The sequence below is a fragment of the Thalassobaculum salexigens DSM 19539 genome (assembly GCF_000423805.1).
GTDB lineage: Bacteria > Pseudomonadota > Alphaproteobacteria > Thalassobaculales > Thalassobaculaceae > Thalassobaculum > Thalassobaculum litoreum.
Map to the genome: position 1 here is coordinate 656,834 of NZ_KE384094.1, position 14,784 is coordinate 671,617.

Consider the following 14,784-nt stretch of genomic DNA (forward strand, 5'->3'; position numbering starts at 1 on the left):
TCCATGAACACCGCAACATTCGCACCGCGGCGTGAACATCGTCGGCTCGCTGTGCTACGTACCTATTCATGAAGCTGCCATTTCTCTCCCGCCCGAAGACCCCCGTGGTGGAGCGTCGGCGCCAGCCCAGGCTGCGCACGCGCGGCGACAGCTACGTGCGCCTCGAGGGCCGCGACGTGCCGCTGATCAACTGGTCGGAGGAAGGGTTCCTGGCCGGTCCCTATGCCGGCGGCCTGATCGCCGGTCAGAAGGCATCGGTCCGGATCGTGGTGCGCGACTATCACGACCGGACCGGAACGCTGGACCTGGACCTGACGGTCGTGATCAAACGGGTCGGCGGGCCCGGCCTCGCCGCCCGGTTCTTCTCCCCGGAGCGCTACAAGCGCCAGGCCCTGCAGAGCTACTATGCCGCCAAGCGCGCCGAGGTGAAGAAGCCGTGACCGATGCCCGGATCTTTGTGGACGCCGACGCCTGCCCGGTGCGCGACGAGGTTCTGACCGTCTCCGACCGGCTCGGCTGCGAGGTCTTTCTGGTCAGCAACCGGGGCTTCCGCGTCACCGACCGGCCCAAGGTGCACAACATCGTGGTCAGCCAGGATCTGGACGCCGCCGACGACTGGATCGTCGGCAAGGTGGCGGCCGAGGACGTCGTGGTGACCGGCGACATCCCCCTCGCCGCGCGCTGCCTGGAAGCCGGCTGCAGGGTGATCGACCACAAGGGCAAACCCTTCACCGCCGCCAATATCGGCATGGCGCTGAGCATGCGCGAGCTGATGAGCGACCTGCGGGCGATGGGCGAATCCAAGGGTGGCGGCCCGGCCTTCACCAAGCAGGACCGCTCGCGTTTTCTGGAGGCCCTGGACCGCGCCCTGCAGGGCTGAGGTCAGGCCTCGTCCGGCTCGTAGCTCAACAGATCCGCCGGCTGACAGTCGAGCTCGGCGCAGATCCGCGCCAGGGTCTCGAACCGCACGCCCTTCACCTTGCCCGAGCGCAGCAGCGACAGGTTCTGCTCGGTCATGCCGATCCGCTCGGCCAGTTCCTTGCCGCGCATCTTCCGGCGGGCCAGCATGACATCCAGGGTGACGGTGATCGGCACGACGGTCAGGCGCCCCTATAAGCTAGACGAACTGCCGGTTCTCGTCGGCGATCTCCGCAGCCTCGCGCAGCACGGTGGCCAGCGCCACCATCAGAAGGCCGATCGCGAACAGCACGACGTCGTCGCTGGAGAACGAGATCTGCAGCTGGCGGCTGCCCGGCGGCATCGCCCGGGTCAGCCAGACCGACAGCAGGGCGTGGGCGACGACCTTTGCCGGCACCACGGCGAGCAGGGAGATCGCGAAACGGCGCAGCCGGAGCGCATTGCCGGCATCGAACAGGTCGCCCGCCGCGAACCGGCCGAACAGCGCGGCCAGATTCAGGAACCCCCAGACCCCGATCGCCGCCGGCAGCATCGAGATCGCGTAGCCGCCGATCCGGTCGAGACCCGAGAACGTCCCGACCCCGAGGCCGGGCATGACCGAGGGGGCAAAGACCTCGAACCGCATCCACACACCGATCAGCACGACCGGTCCGAAGGCGGCAAGCGCGAGGCTGACCCACCGCATGATCCCCGCCAGTCGCCGCAATCGTGCCCTGCGACGCTCGTCAGATCGGACCTCGCTCATGGACTCGCTCCAATACATCCTCGACAAAATCACCCTAATAGGATAAAAAATTAATGTCTAACAATGATTTTTTGGATCGGAAATGCGTATCGCGACCGCCGTTGTGCTTTGCCTGACCATGCTTGCCGGATGCACGTGGAAGGAGTCCGGCATCGATCCGGTGCGGTGGCTGAGCACTGTCGCCCAGGCCGGCTGCGACGCCGTGCGGAACTGCGGAACTGACACCGGCGGCGACCGCCGGCGCTATTAGAGCGGCTCGGGCTTGAGCATGACCCGCGGCATCCGGGCGCGCCCCAGGGTCATGGTCACGTCATGGGGCAGGTCGACGAATTCCTCGTCCTTCTCGCCGCCGTCCAGGAACATCACCGTGGCGAAGACCGCCGGCCGGTCGAGCACGGTCATCGGATGGTGCCAGACATTGGCGTTGTAGCTGACGCCCTGATCGCCCTTGGCGAGGAACAGGGTGAGCTGCTCGGGATCCGGCCGTCCGTCCTCCCCATGCGGAGCCACCAGAACCAGATAGCGGGCCACATCGACCGGCAGGAAGGCCTGGCTGGAGAACTCGTGGCGCTCCATGGTCCGGGTGACCAGCGGCATCGGGCTCGGCATGGTCATGCTGGTACGGAAGCAGACCTGGGCGGCCGCCCCCCGCAGGTTCTGGCTGAAGGCGGAATAGTCGACCCGGCCCGGCCCGGTCGGCAGCGTGAGTACATGGCCGTACGGCGCGAAGGCGTCGGCGGTCAGCGGAATCGGTGTCAGAACGGTCATCGGAAGCCTCGGCGGATGCGAACGGCGCGAGCCTATCCGGCGCCGTTGCCCCGGTCATCGGAGATTCGCTCGGGCGGCAGCTGAATCAGCCCCTGCGCCATCAGCTCGCGGCGTCCCTTCTCCCAGATCGGCTCGGCCTCCTCGGTCGTCATCCGGCCGAAGCAGTTCATGTAGATCTCCGAAAGCCTGAGGAAGCCCGCCTTATGGCGCCGCGCCCAGGCCTCCAGAGTCCAGACCTCGTCCGACGGCGCCACACTGGTGTCGATCCCGCAGAACATCGCGTCGACCTCTCCGTCGGCGGTCCGGGGGCGGCAGGGCAGCAGGCCGTAGTCGAAATCCTCGAAGAACAGGATCCGGGCGTCCTCGTCGGCGTTGCGGGTCTGGTAGACGATGCCGTCCACCGCGCTCTGCGGATCGGCGATCAGCATCGGGAAGCTGTCCTTCCACACCCGCACCCGGCGATAGCCGTCCAGGGTCGCCGGCTCGAAGCGGTCGTCGGAAACCGGCCGCGCCAGAACCAGCTCCAGCACATCCCGGTCCATCAGGGTCCCGAAGAAGAAATACCGCGTCGACATCGCCCGTCCCGTTCCGTCGGCGCCCGAACCGGGCATGCTGTCCAAGGCTTCGGCGCACCGATAGACGATCGTGCTGTAGACGGCAATGACAAGAGACGGCAGTTTGGGGCCATGTCTACGACCGATCATGAACCCGCAATGGCCGAGCAGAAGAAGACAAGACCGGATCCGCCGCTTTTCTGGGGACAGCGCCTGCCGAACTTCGTGGAACGGACCCGCGAGGGCGGCCGCTTCGAGCTCTATCGCGACGTGACCCGGGGCCCGGTGGTGATCCTGGCCAATCCGACGGCCGAACTGGTGCAGTCGGTGATCGACACCGCCTGTGCGGTCATGCCGGAGACCAATGTCGTTGTCCTCGGCGATGTCGCGATCCCGGACGACGCAGCACAGCCGAAGGCCGTCCTGACGGACACCGACGGCGCGCGGCGGCGGGCGCTGTTCACCAACCGGGACGATCTGACCGCCGTGATCGTCGCCGACCAGGACCAGCGCGGCGTCGCCGCCTTCTTCGTCGACGACTATCTGAAGGTCCGCCTCGAAGTGGCCCTCGCCCCGCTGAAGCGCCCGGAGCCGGCGATGCGGCGATCGACCGCGCCGGTGCTGGTCCTGCCGAACATCATCGACCCGGGTCTGCGCGACGACCTGCTGGAGGCCTTCCACCTCCATAACGAGGAGGGCACCGTCAGCGTGACGGTGGACGGCAAGGACGCCTCCCGCGTCGCGCCGGATTTCAAGCGGCGCCGAGACCTCACCCTCGACCGCAAGGGGCCGCTCTACGCCGCCGTCACCAGAGCGATCGGCAAGCGGCTGATGCCGGAGCTGTACAAGGCCTGGTGGGTCACCCACCTGCGCACCGAGGCGTTCTACGTCGCCAGCTACACGGCCGAGCGCGGCGATTTCTTCGTGGCCCACCGGGACAACACCCTGCCGCATACGGCGGGCCGGCGGATCGCCATCAGCATCGAACTGAACGACGACTACGCGGGGGGCGGGCTGATCTTTCCGGAATACAGCGACGACCAGTGGCGTGCGCCGCCGGGCGGCGGGCTCGCCTTTTCCTGCTCGTTGATGCACGAGGCGGTGGCGGTGGAGAGCGGGACGCGGTACGTCCTGCTGGTCTTCCTGGCGGCGCCGTGATCGATTGGCACGCCCGATGGCATCCATAGCCGGCAAGGCCTTGCCCGGAGCCCGATCCATGCCATTTCGCAGGGACGTTCGCAGGCCGGACCACACCCGCAGGCCGGGCCGCAACCGAAGTCGCACTCGGGAAAAAGAAGAATGAGCCCGCGCATCACCTCCTCCATCCCCGGGGTCGCCGACCACCCCGTCGTCACGCTGGGTCGCGTGGGTGTCCTGCTGGTCAATCTCGGCACGCCGGATTCCACCGACGTCCCGGACGTGCGGCGCTATCTGGCCCAGTTCCTGTCTGACCGTCGGGTGATCGAGCTCAACCCGATCCTGTGGAAGGCGATCCTGCACGGCATCATCCTGCGCACCCGCCCGCCGAAGACGGCGGAGGCCTATCGCGCGATCTGGATGACCGAGAGCAACGAGTCGCCGCTGCGCCACTACACCCGCGAGGAGGCGGCCCGGCTGGCCGAGCGGCTGGATCCCACGGGCGAGACGCTGGTGGTCGACTGGGGCATGCGCTACGGCACCCCGTCGGTGGGCGAGCGCATGCGGGCGCTGCAGGAGCAGGGCTGCGACCGCATCCTGATCGTGCCTCTCTATCCGCAGTATTCCGCCTCCACCACCGGCACCGTGGTCGACGAGGTGGCGCGCGAGCTGCTGAAGCTGCGCTGGCAGCCGGCGATCCGGACACAGCCGGCCTTCCATGACGACCCGGCCTATATCGAGGCGGTGGCGCAGGGGATCGAGCACCACCTGTCCACTTTGGACTGGGAGCCGGAGGTGATCCTGGCCTCCTTCCACGGTCTGCCGAAGCGCTACCTGCTGGCGGGCGATCCGTATCACTGCCACTGCGCCAAGACGGCCCGGCTGCTGCGCGAACGCCTGGGCCTGAGCGAGAGCGCCTTCCGCCTCACCTTCCAGTCGCGGTTCGGCCGCGAGGAATGGCTGCAGCCCTACACGGACGAGACCATAACCGCCCTGGCCGAGAAGGAGGGCGTGAAGCGGCTCGCCGTGGTCATGCCCGGCTTCGTCGCCGATTGCGTGGAAACGCTGGAGGAAATCGCCATGCAGGGGCGCGAGACCTTCGAGGAGGCCGGAGGCACCCACTTCTCGGCCGTTCCCTGCGTCAACGACAGCGACGCCGCCATCGACATGCTGGAGGCGCTGGTCACCCGCGAACTCGGCGGCTGGTGGGCCAAGGCTCAGAAATAGGCGACGGCCACCGCGTCGGGATCGTCCACGCCGATCAGCTCGATCCGCGTCCCGCTCGACAGCCGGATCACCGAGTAATCGCCGAAATCGAGCCGTGTCGTGACCTCGGTCCCGCTCTGCACGAGAAGCTGGTCCTCGCCCACCGCGAAGCCCTCGATGGTGTCTCGGTCCTCGTCCGCCGCGCCGTAGACGAAGACGTCGGACCCGGCGCCGCCGACCAGCACATCGTCGCCCTCCCCGCCCGACAGTCTGTCCCGGTCCTGCCCGCCATACAGGGTGTCGTCGCCCGAGCCGCCGCGCAGCAGGTCGTCGCCCTGGTTGCCGTAGACGATGTCGTCCCCGGCACCGCCGTCCAGCGTGTCCTCGCCGGTGAGATAGACCAGCGCGCCGTCGACGATCTCGGCCCCGGCCTCGCCGTTGCGGCCACCGTGGATCACGTCGTCGTCCTCGCCGCCCCAGATGGCGTCGTCGTCCTGGCCGCCATACAGGGTGTCCTCGCCGGCGCCGCCGGTCAGGCTGTCGCGCCCTGCATTGCCGTAGACCACGTCGTCGCCGCCCAGCGCGTCGAGGATATCGCGTCCATCGAAGCCGTACAGGATCTCGTCGTCGGACCCGCCGAACAGGGTATCCGCACCGAGCGAGCCGGTGAGTTGGTCGGTGGTGACGGTAACGGTGATGATTGGATCGGCCATGGGACCTCCCGCAGGACTGTGTCCCTGGCCCTAACGCAAGATGCCTGCCAATCCGTCGGTCGTGACGGAAATCAGAGCAGATCCGGCGCGACCACGCGGTTGCAGCCGGCGGCCCGTGCCGCCTCCACCCGGTCGACGGCGCGGGCGAGCATGTTCTGCAGATCCGGCGTCTGTGCCCGGGCGCTGCGGGTCATGCCGTCGATGCCGATGCTCACGGTCACCGGGATCGCGGTTCCGTCCTCGGCATAGAACCGCATCGACTGCACCGCGACACGCAGGCGCTGCCCCACCGCACGGACGGCGGCGAGATCGATATCCGTATGCAGAATGGCGAAGGAACTGGCGTCGATCCGCCCGACCACGTCGTGGCCGCGGACCTCGTTCAGCAGACACTGCCCCACGCCGCGCACGATCATATCGGCGCAGTCGGCACCGTAGCGCGCGCGGACGGTGTCGATGTGGTCGATCCCAACCAGGGTGAGGGCCGATGCGGCATGCAGATGCATGCCCAGGCGACGCCGGGCCCGGTCTTCGAAGCCGCGCCGGCCGATCAGTCCGGAAACCGGATCCTCGATGTCGTCCGGCACGTCGACCCACTTCTCCTCACCAAGGGCCAGCAACGCCTGACTGTTCATCTCAGCAACCATGATTCAACGACGAAATAACGTGGGTATGCATACAGTATAGCGCCCACAGGTAAACAATTCGTTTACAACCGAAGCGCTATATTGCGCCCATAGAATCACAACGTATTGATCGGCACCTTCAGCACCGGCCGCCCGTCTTCGCCGGTCGGCATGTGGCCCCCGCGCATGTTCACCTGGATCGACGGGATGATCAGCCGCGGCATCGACAGGGTGCGGTCCCGCTCGGTGCGCAGCTTCACGAAACCGACCTTGTCCCGGCCCTGCGCTTCGCTGCCCACATGGATGTTGCGGGCCTTCTCCTCGGCCACCGTGGTCTCCCAGCGGATGTCGCGGCCGTTGGGGCCGTAGTCGTGGCACATGAACAGCCGCATCTTCTCGGGCAGGGCGAGCACCTTCTGGATCGAGTCGTAGAGCTCGCCCGCATCGCCGCCCGGGAAGTCGGCCCGTGCCGTCCCCCCGTCGGGCATGAACAGGGTGTCGCCGACAAAGGCGGCGTCGCCCAGCACATGGGTCATGCAGGCCGGGGTGTGCCCGGGCGTGTGCATGGCGAAACCGGTCATCGAGCCGACGGTATAGGTGTCGCCGTCCTCGAACAGCCGGTCGAACTGGCTGCCGTCGCGCTGGAAGGCGGTGCCCTCGTTGAACACCTTGCCGAAGGTCTCCTGCACCTCGACGATCTTGGCACCGATGCCGATCTTGCCGCCCAGCGTTTCCTGGATATAGGGCGCCGCCGACAGGTGATCGGCATGGACATGGGTCTCGATCAGCCATTCCAGCGTGAGCCGCTGCTCGCGGATGAAGGCGATCAGGGTGTCCGCATGGGCATGCGACAGCCGGCCGGCGGCATAATCGATGTCCAGCACCGAGTCGTAGACCGCACAGGCCCGGGTCGACGGATCGACGGCCACATGGCTGATCGTGTTGGTGTCGGGATCGAAGAAGCTGGTGACGTCGGGATGCACCGACAGATCGACCGGATAGGTGGGCATGACACTCCTCCCGGAAATTCTCGCCGCGCGCGTTTACCGCGCCTCCTTACAATATGGGCCTCCGGATCGGCGGAATCGAGCGTTGCGGTGAGGCCTGCGACCTACCGCCGCCAGTTGATCGCCACGACACCGGCGATGGCGGCCACCACGCCGGCGATAACGGTCGGGGTCAGGGTCTCGCCCAGCACCAGCACGCCGAGCAGAACGCCGACCCCCGCCCGCAGATAGCTCTGGCTCGCCACGCCGAGGGAACCGAGGGTGCGCACCAGGCGGAAATACAGCAGCAGGGCGAGGCCGGTACACGCCACGCCCAGCACCAGCGCGGCCACGAGTGCGGTCATGGAGGGGGTCAGGGTCCACGGCCGATCCAGTACCAGGCTCGCGGGGAGGAGCACGGCCGAGGCGCAGAGCATGGTGCCTGCCGCCGTCACCACCGGCGGCAGATGCGAGAAGCGCCGGCCATGCAAGGCGGCACCGGCATAGAGCCCGGCACTCACCAGGACGGCGATCTGTGCGGCGACCTGGCCGCCGAGGCCGTTGAGCGCATCGGTGCCGACGATCAGCACCACCCCGCCGAGGCCGAGGCAGGCGCCGACCAGCCGCAGCCCGCCGGTCGCCTCGTGCCGGGTGACCAGAACCGTGAACAGGAACACGAAGAGCGGCGAGGTCGAGTTCAGCACCGCCCCCAGCGCGCTCTCGATCTGCCGCTGTCCCCAGGCCAGCAGGGTCCAGGCGCCATAGCTGTTGAGGAAGGCCTGCAGAAACAGCCGGCCCCAGATCGCGCGTCCCCGCGGCAGGCACTCGCCCTGGGCGGCGGCGATGGCCATGAGCAGAGCGGCCGCCACCGTCACCCGGACCGCGATCAGCGTCACCGGCGGGATCTCCGCCACCGCGACCTTGAGCAGCGGATAGGATCCGCCCCACAGCAGCGCCAGGCAGGCCAGCAGAGCGAGTTCCAGGGCGGGAGGGGCTGTCCGCGGTGTCATGTCGGAATCTTAAAACCGGTTGCGATGACCCAGGCTAGGCGCTGCCGAGTTCGGGATGCTTCGGCGGCGCCCGAACCATACGGCTTTTCCGCCGGGACCGGCCCGTCTACCGTCACGCCATGATCCCGCCTTCGACACTCCCGCCCTGGCTGCGCGTCGCCATCGGCGCCCAATGCGGCCTGCTGATCGGCATGGGGCTGGGGCGATTCTCCTACACGCCGATGGTCCCCGCCCTGATCGAGTCGGGCAGTCTGAGCGAGGCGCAGGCCGGCTATGTCGGGGCGATCAATCTCGGCGGCTACCTGCTCGGCGGCCTCGCCGTGCCCTGGCTGCTGCGCCGGGCCGACCGGGTGGTCTGGCTGCGGGCGGCGATCTGCCTGTCGGTGCTCTGCCTGCTCGCCAGCATCGTGCCGGGCGGGTTCCTGTGGCTGGCCTTCTGGCGCGGGCTGATCGGCATCGCCGTGGCGGTGATCATGATCCTCGGCATCTCCAGCGTCACAGCCACCGCGCCGACCGGCCGGACCGGCATCGCCACGGCGACGGCCTATACCGGCGTCGGGGCGGGCATTCTGCTGGCGGCGGCCGGCCTGCCATGGCTGCTGGCGCTCGGGGAGATCTGGGCCTGGACCGGGACGGCGGCGATCGGCATGGCGGCTTTGGTCGTCGCCCTGTGGGCCTGGTCGGGACCTGCCGCCGAGGTCGCCAGGGCGATCCCGCCGCCACCCGCGACATTGGGATCGGCGCGCGGCGACGGACTGCGCCTCGTCCTGGCCCAGGGGCTGTTCGCCGTCGGCCTGGTGCCGCATTCGATCTACTGGGTCGACTATCTGGTCCGCGCGCTCGGCTGGAGCACCGGCGCGGCCGGGGCGCAGTGGGTGCTGTTCGGTGCCGCGGCCATCGCCGGCACGCTGGTCTGGGGACGGATCGGCGACCGGATCGGCTTCCGCCCCGCCCTGATCGCGGTCTATCTCAGCCTCTCCCTGGGCGCGGTCCTGCCGGTGCTGGTGACGGCCGCGCCGGCGATCCTGCTCTCCAGCCTGCTGGTCGGCGCCCAGCCCGGCCTGACCGCGATCATCGCCAGCCAGGCGCAGCGGGTGATGGGGCCGGGCTCCATGCTCGGGTTGTGGCGCTGGATGGTGCTGTCGGTGGGGGCCGCGCAGTTGGTGGGCGGCTACGCCCTGGTGGCGCTGTTCAACGCCACCGGGTCGTATCTCGCCGTGTTCGGGGCCGGCGGCCTTGCCTTCGCCGCCGGTGCCGTCCTGGTCGCCGGCCTGAAGGGCCGCGCTTAGAGCAAATTACGATCAGATGGAAACTTCTGCTCGTGTGAATTTGCTCCATCTTTAATGGGCTAGAGGGCGATTCACGGTTCAGATCGTTCCGAGCCGAACCGATCGCGCGCTAGGCGGCGAAGGCGCTGCGGGCGCCGCCGCTCTTCTGGGTCTTGAAGATCGAGCCGCTCTCCGGCGCCGGCGGCAGCGGCACCCGGATCGGCAGGGCCTCCATACGCGGCGTCATGGTGAGCCCGCCGGTGATGATCCGGTCCTGCAGGTCGGCATAGAATTTCCGCTGGCCGAGGCTGTGGATGTAGGAGCCGCCGCCGAGGATCGGCCAGGCATCGGCCGCGTTGCACTCGTAGAACAGGATCAGCCGGTTGCGGTCGCTGGTATTCGGCGCCGAGCCGTGCAGGGTGCGGGCGTGGTGCACGGTCATCGACCCGGCCTTGCCGGTCAGAGTCACCGCCTTGTCGAGATGGAAGTCCGGGTCGGACGGATCGACCGCGCCGCAGAACACGCCATCGGCATTGGTATGGGCCAGCACCGGTCCCTTGTGGCTGCCGGGGATGACCTTCAGGGGGCCGTTGCTCTCGTCCACATCCTCCAGCATCAGGCCGAAGGCGAGCACGCTGTCGTTGGTGTGCGGGTAGAAGGCCCAGTCCTGGTGCCATTCCACCGCCTGGCCGCCGCCGGGCGCCTTGGTGTTCAGCTTGCTGGTCTGGATCAGCGTGTCCGGGCCGAGCAGGTCGGTCAGCACCTCGGTGATCGCCGAGTTCTTCAGCACGTCCCAGTACAGCGGGTCCTGCTTGTGCGGCAGCTTGATGCGGGTCAGGCGCGGATTGTCCGGGGAATGGCCGTCGTCCAGATCGTAGACGTCGTCGGTCTCGGTGACCGGCCGCGACGCGTCGATCAGCCGGTAGGTGGTCTCCTGGAGCGCCTTGAGCTGCTCCGGGGTGACCGCATTCTCGACCATCAGGTAGCCGTTCTCGTTATAGAAGTCGATCTGTTCGCGCGACAGCATGGCATGCCTCCCTGGCTGTTATGTTATCGGTAACATAGCGCCGGAAAACTCGTCAATGGTATCGATATCATCTATGCTCGAGTCCGATATCGGAGGGATGCGGATGGCGATCGAGACCGGCGGCTGGGTTACCATGGGCGAGGTGGCCGAGCGGGCCGGCGTCTCCAAGATCACCGTGTCGCGCGTCCTGCGCTCTCCCGACAAGGTGAAGCAGGAGACGCGGGAGCGGGTGCGCGCCGCCATCGCCGAGCTCGGTTATGTACCGGACGAGGCGGCGGGCGGCCTGTCGTCGCGGCGCAGCCGGATCGTCGGCGCGGTGATCTCCACCCTGGCCGGCTCGACCTTCGCCTCCACCGTCGACGGGCTCGGCGACCGGCTGCGGCAGAACGGTCACCAGCTCCTGCTGGCCGGCACCGACTACTCCTCGGCCCGGGAGGCGGATGCGGTCGCCGCCATGCTCGGCCGGCGGCCCGACGGCCTTGTGCTGACCAGCACGACCCACCGCGACGACACCCGCCGGACCCTGGAGGCGAGCCGCATCCCGGTGGTGGAGATCTGGGAACTGCCAGTCGACCCGATCGGCTATGCGGTCGGGTTCTCCAACCGCGATGCCGGCGCGGCGATGGCCCGGCACCTGCTGGCGGCGGGACGTCGGCGCATGGCGTTCATCGGCACGGCCGGCGAGGACGACCGGCGCGGTCGCCTGCGCTACGACGGCTTCGCCGAGGTTCTGGAACAGAGCGGGATCGCCGAGGTCCGGGCCACCGCCGCCGCCTCCGGCACCCAGACGGCGCGCGGCGCCAGAGGCCTCGCCGCCGTGCTGGAGCGCTGGCCGGACACCGATGCCGTCTTCTGCTCCAGCGACACCCTGGCCCTGGGGGCGCTGAGCGAGGCGCGCCGGCGCGGCCTGACGGTGCCCGAGGATATCGCCATCGCCGGCTTCGGCGATTTCGAGTTCGCCGGCGAGTTCGGCCTGGGCCTGACGACCGTGCGGGTGCCCGGCCCGGACATCGGCGAGGTGGCCGCCCAACTCATCCTCGACGTCAATGCCGGGCTCGAGCCGCCGAGCCGAACGGTCGATCTCGGATTCCAAGTGATCGCGCGCGCCACGACCTGACTCCTGACGGTTGACTCAGGTCAACGCACGCATCTTCAACTCCGGATATGCATCCTCATGTAAAGACCGTTAGGAGGAGCGACCATGACCGACAAGATTCTAGTTCCCGTCGACCTGGAGCATACCGAGAAGCTCACGAAGGCCCTCAGTGTCGCGGCGACCATCGCCCGGGCCGAAGAGGCGGAGGTCTGTTTTCTCGGCGTCACCGACTCGGGTCCGAGCGCCGTGGCCGCCACGCCCGAAGCCTATGCGACCAAGCTGACGGCCTTTGCCGAGGACCAGGCCAAGACCCGGGGCATCTCCGCCAAGGCGAACGCCGTGATCGTGCATGACACGCCCGTCGAGCTGGCCAAGGCCATTCTGGGCGGCGCCAAGGAAGCCGGTGCCGACCTGATCGTCATGGCCTCGCACGTGCCGGGCCTGCAGGAGCATGTGTTCGCGACCCATGCCGGCTACATCGCCAACCACGCGCCGATCTCGGTCTACGTGGTGCGCTGACGGCTAGAGTCCGACTTCCTGGCATACGGGACACGGTGTCATGCGCGGCTGGAGACGGGACATCGGTACGGGGTCGGAGTAGGGTGGCGAAAACAGCCCCGGAAACGCCCCCGAATGCCTTCCCCCCTCTCCCCGCTTCGGCGCCGCTGCGCTGAGACGGTCCGGTGCGCCCCGCGATGAGCGAGTGGCATCCGGACGACCGCCGCGCCCTGCGGAACATCCTGATCCTTCTGGGATCGTTCTTCGTCATCGTGCAGATCAACCGGTCCGCCGGCGGCGTGCTGGCGAACTATCTCGGCAGCCATCGCGGCCTGTCGCCGACCGATATCGGCACGGTGATGGGGGCCATGTTCTTCGCCTCGGCCGTGGTGCAGTTGCCGACCGGCCTGCTGTTCGACCGGATCGGCGCCAAGCGCACGCTGGTCGCCATGGGTCTGGTGGCGGTCTGCGGCATCGTCCTGTTCGCCGTCGCCGAGAACACCTGGGCGCTGGTCACCGGCCGGTTCATGATCGGCCTCGGCCATGGCGGGGTGATCACCGCCGTCTATCTGATCGCCATGGGCTGGGCCCCGCCGGACCGGGTGGCGCAGGCCACCGCCAGCCTCGTCGGCATCGCCGGCGGCATCGGCGGGGTCATGGCGACGGCCCCGCTGGAACTGCTGCTGTCCGAGGTCGGGCTGACCACGACCTTCCTGGTGGTCGCCGCCCTGACCCTGGCCTTCACGATCGTCATCCAGTTCACCGTTCGCGACGGGCCGGCCTCCGGCGGCGTGCGGCGCGACCCGGAGACCTTCGCCCAATCCCTGGCCGGGCTCTGGGAGGTGATCCGCATGCCGGAACTGCGGCGGATCTACGTCATGGGGTTCTGCTTCACCGCGCCGTTCATGACCATCGGCGGGCTCTGGGCCGGTCCGTATTTCACCGACGTCCAGGGCCTCAGCCACGAACAGGCGTCGCTGGCCCTGCTGATCATGGTGGTCGCCCTGCATGTCGGGACGTTTCTCTACGGGCCGCTGGAGCGGTTCGCCGCCTCCCGCAAGCGCCTGATCCTCTGGGCCGTCGCCCTGGAGGTGGCGTGCCTCGGCGTGCTGGCGATCTGGCCGGCCGCACCGATCTATGTCGCCGGACCGATCCTGTTCGTCTTCGGCTGCGTGGCGCCGTTCTTCGTGGTGCTGGCGAGCCATGCGCGCGGCTTCGTGCCGCCCCACCGCGCCGGCCGGGCGATCACCACGATCAACCTGGCCGGGCTGACCGGCGTGTTCGTGCTGCAGACCGCCACGGGCGGCGCCATCGACTGGGTGCAGACCACCGGCGGAGCGGCGGAGACCGGCCACCGGATCGTATTCGGACTGGTGATCGCCGCGCTGACCCTGTCGGCGCTGGCCTACGCCGGCCAGCCGGAGAAGCCGGTCGAGCGCTGACGCTCAGCCCTTCTCCCGCGCCTCGGCGACCAGCTCGGCAAGCTGCTCCTTCGAGACCGCCCCGGGCACCACGTGGTCGCCGATGGTGAAGGCCGGCGTCCCCTGGATCGACAGGGCCTGGGCCAGTTCGAAGGATTTACGCACATGGGCCTGCAGGGCCGGATCCTTCATGTCGGCCTGCAGCTTCTCGACATCGAGACCGGTCTCCAGCGCCACCTGGAAGATCGCCTCCGTCGTGAGCCGCCCGCGCAGGCCCAGCAGCGCGGTGTGGAAGTCCTTGTACCTGCCCTGCCGGTCGGCGCCGAGCGAGGCCAGGGCGGCCGCCTCCGAGGTCGGGCTCAGGATCGGGAACTCCTTGAGCACCAGACGGATATTTCCGTCCTCCTCCACCAGCTCCATCAGCGGCTTCATCATCGTCTTGCAGTAGCCGCACTGGTAGTCGAAGAACTCGACGATGGTCACGTCGCCGTCGGGATTGCCCAGCACCGGATCGGCCGGATCGCGTTCCAGGGCCTCGCGGTGATCGACCAGCGCCTGCTTGGCGGCGGCGTTCTTGGCCGCGTCCTCGCGGGCCTGCATGATCGCCACGCTCTCCAGGATTATCTCCGGATGCTGCAGGATGTAGTCGCGGACCAGCGCCTCGATCTCGGCCTTGCGGTCCGGCGACAGCGGCCCGTCATGGGCGTGTGCCGGCGCGGCGAGAAGGGCGGCGGAAAGCAGAGCGGCGGCGAAGACGGACCGAAACATCGAGAACTCCGAAGCGGGACAGCGGCGCCATCCTGTCCCAGCC

General features: G+C 68.4%; 18 protein-coding genes. 8 read left to right on the plus strand and 10 right to left on the minus strand.

Annotated features, from left to right (window positions below):
- Positions 1–68: 68 nt before the first annotated feature.
- Together G578_RS0118240 and G578_RS0118245 are read left to right on the plus strand one after the other, a co-directional pair.
- On the plus strand, positions 69–440 hold the full coding sequence (locus G578_RS0118240; RefSeq protein ID WP_139189122.1) for a hypothetical protein: 372 nt from the start codon (positions 69–71) through the stop codon (positions 438–440).
- Positions 437–880 (plus strand): YaiI/YqxD family protein, encoded by a 444-nt coding sequence (locus tag G578_RS0118245; protein ID WP_028795472.1) that lies wholly within the window; start codon positions 437–439, stop codon positions 878–880. The genes G578_RS0118240 and G578_RS0118245 overlap by 4 nt, the downstream gene beginning before the upstream one ends.
- Before the next feature lie 2 nt (positions 881–882).
- On the opposite strand, the gene G578_RS0118250 is transcribed toward G578_RS0118245, so the two are convergent.
- From G578_RS0118250 to G578_RS29920, 4 genes are all read right to left on the minus strand, one after another.
- Complete coding sequence (locus G578_RS0118250) at positions 883–1,095, minus strand: helix-turn-helix domain-containing protein (protein ID WP_028795473.1); 213 nt, start codon at positions 1,093–1,095, stop codon at positions 883–885.
- 22 nt (positions 1,096–1,117) lie between these two features.
- Complete coding sequence (locus G578_RS0118255) at positions 1,118–1,603, minus strand: DUF2975 domain-containing protein (protein WP_028795474.1); 486 nt, start codon at positions 1,601–1,603, stop codon at positions 1,118–1,120.
- 306 nt (positions 1,604–1,909) lie between these two features.
- Positions 1,910–2,431: an ureidoglycolate lyase gene (locus G578_RS28645; protein ID WP_051244992.1), complete on the minus strand. Its 522-nt coding sequence runs from the start codon at positions 2,429–2,431 to the stop codon at positions 1,910–1,912.
- 32 nt (positions 2,432–2,463) lie between these two features.
- Complete coding sequence (locus G578_RS29920) at positions 2,464–3,006, minus strand: gamma-glutamylcyclotransferase family protein (RefSeq protein WP_051244993.1); 543 nt, start codon at positions 3,004–3,006, stop codon at positions 2,464–2,466.
- 138 nt (positions 3,007–3,144) lie between these two features.
- Here G578_RS29920 and G578_RS29925 point away from each other — a divergent pair, with 138 nt between their 5' ends.
- Together G578_RS29925 and hemH are read left to right on the plus strand one after the other, a co-directional pair.
- Positions 3,145–4,143 carry a 2OG-Fe(II) oxygenase gene (locus G578_RS29925; RefSeq protein WP_051244994.1) on the plus strand — a complete coding sequence of 333 codons (999 nt, stop codon included), beginning with the start codon at positions 3,145–3,147 and terminating at the stop codon, positions 4,141–4,143.
- Positions 4,144–4,284: 141 nt separating this feature from the next.
- A complete protein-coding gene (gene hemH, locus G578_RS0118280; RefSeq protein ID WP_028795475.1) occupies positions 4,285–5,349 on the plus strand; it encodes a ferrochelatase in 1,065 nt (354 codons plus the stop codon).
- Here hemH and G578_RS26995 read toward each other — a convergent pair.
- The 4 genes from G578_RS26995 to G578_RS0118300 form a co-directional block, all read right to left on the minus strand.
- Entirely contained in the window at positions 5,340–6,041 is a 702-nt protein-coding gene (locus G578_RS26995) for a calcium-binding protein (protein ID WP_051244995.1), read from the minus strand. The two genes, hemH and G578_RS26995, sit on opposite strands and share 10 nt — an antisense overlap.
- Positions 6,042–6,112: 71 nt before the next feature.
- Positions 6,113–6,676: a GGDEF domain-containing protein gene (locus G578_RS0118290; protein WP_169400880.1), complete on the minus strand. Its 564-nt coding sequence runs from the start codon at positions 6,674–6,676 to the stop codon at positions 6,113–6,115.
- Between the two features lie 107 nt (positions 6,677–6,783).
- Positions 6,784–7,677, minus strand: coding sequence for an MBL fold metallo-hydrolase (locus G578_RS0118295; protein ID WP_038015169.1), 894 nt, complete (start codon positions 7,675–7,677; stop codon positions 6,784–6,786).
- A 101-nt stretch (positions 7,678–7,778) separates the two neighbouring features.
- Positions 7,779–8,663 (minus strand): DMT family transporter, encoded by an 885-nt coding sequence (locus G578_RS0118300; protein WP_028795478.1) that lies wholly within the window; start codon positions 8,661–8,663, stop codon positions 7,779–7,781.
- 119 nt (positions 8,664–8,782) lie between these two features.
- On the opposite strand from G578_RS0118300, the gene G578_RS0118305 reads away from it, so the two are divergent.
- Positions 8,783–9,952 (plus strand): YbfB/YjiJ family MFS transporter, encoded by a 1,170-nt coding sequence (locus G578_RS0118305; RefSeq protein WP_028795479.1) that lies wholly within the window; start codon positions 8,783–8,785, stop codon positions 9,950–9,952.
- A 109-nt stretch (positions 9,953–10,061) separates the two neighbouring features.
- On the opposite strand, the gene G578_RS0118310 is transcribed toward G578_RS0118305, so the two are convergent.
- Positions 10,062–10,958 (minus strand): phytanoyl-CoA dioxygenase family protein, encoded by an 897-nt coding sequence (locus G578_RS0118310; protein ID WP_028795480.1) that lies wholly within the window; start codon positions 10,956–10,958, stop codon positions 10,062–10,064.
- A gap of 103 nt (positions 10,959–11,061) precedes the next feature.
- Here G578_RS0118310 and G578_RS0118315 point away from each other — a divergent pair, with 103 nt between their 5' ends.
- The 3 genes from G578_RS0118315 (at position 11,062) to G578_RS0118325 (ending at position 13,994) form a co-directional block, all read left to right on the plus strand.
- Positions 11,062–12,075, plus strand: coding sequence for a LacI family DNA-binding transcriptional regulator (locus tag G578_RS0118315; protein ID WP_028795481.1), 1,014 nt, complete (start codon positions 11,062–11,064; stop codon positions 12,073–12,075).
- A gap of 84 nt (positions 12,076–12,159) precedes the next feature.
- Positions 12,160–12,573, plus strand: a complete 414-nt coding sequence (locus G578_RS0118320; protein ID WP_028795482.1) for a universal stress protein — start codon at positions 12,160–12,162, stop codon at positions 12,571–12,573.
- A gap of 176 nt (positions 12,574–12,749) precedes the next feature.
- Positions 12,750–13,994, plus strand: coding sequence for an MFS transporter (locus G578_RS0118325; protein ID WP_028795483.1), 1,245 nt, complete (start codon positions 12,750–12,752; stop codon positions 13,992–13,994).
- Between the two features lie 3 nt (positions 13,995–13,997).
- On the opposite strand, the gene G578_RS0118330 is transcribed toward G578_RS0118325, so the two are convergent.
- Complete coding sequence (locus G578_RS0118330; RefSeq protein WP_028795484.1) at positions 13,998–14,741, minus strand: DsbA family protein; 744 nt, start codon at positions 14,739–14,741, stop codon at positions 13,998–14,000.
- Positions 14,742–14,784: the final 43 nt, after the last annotated feature.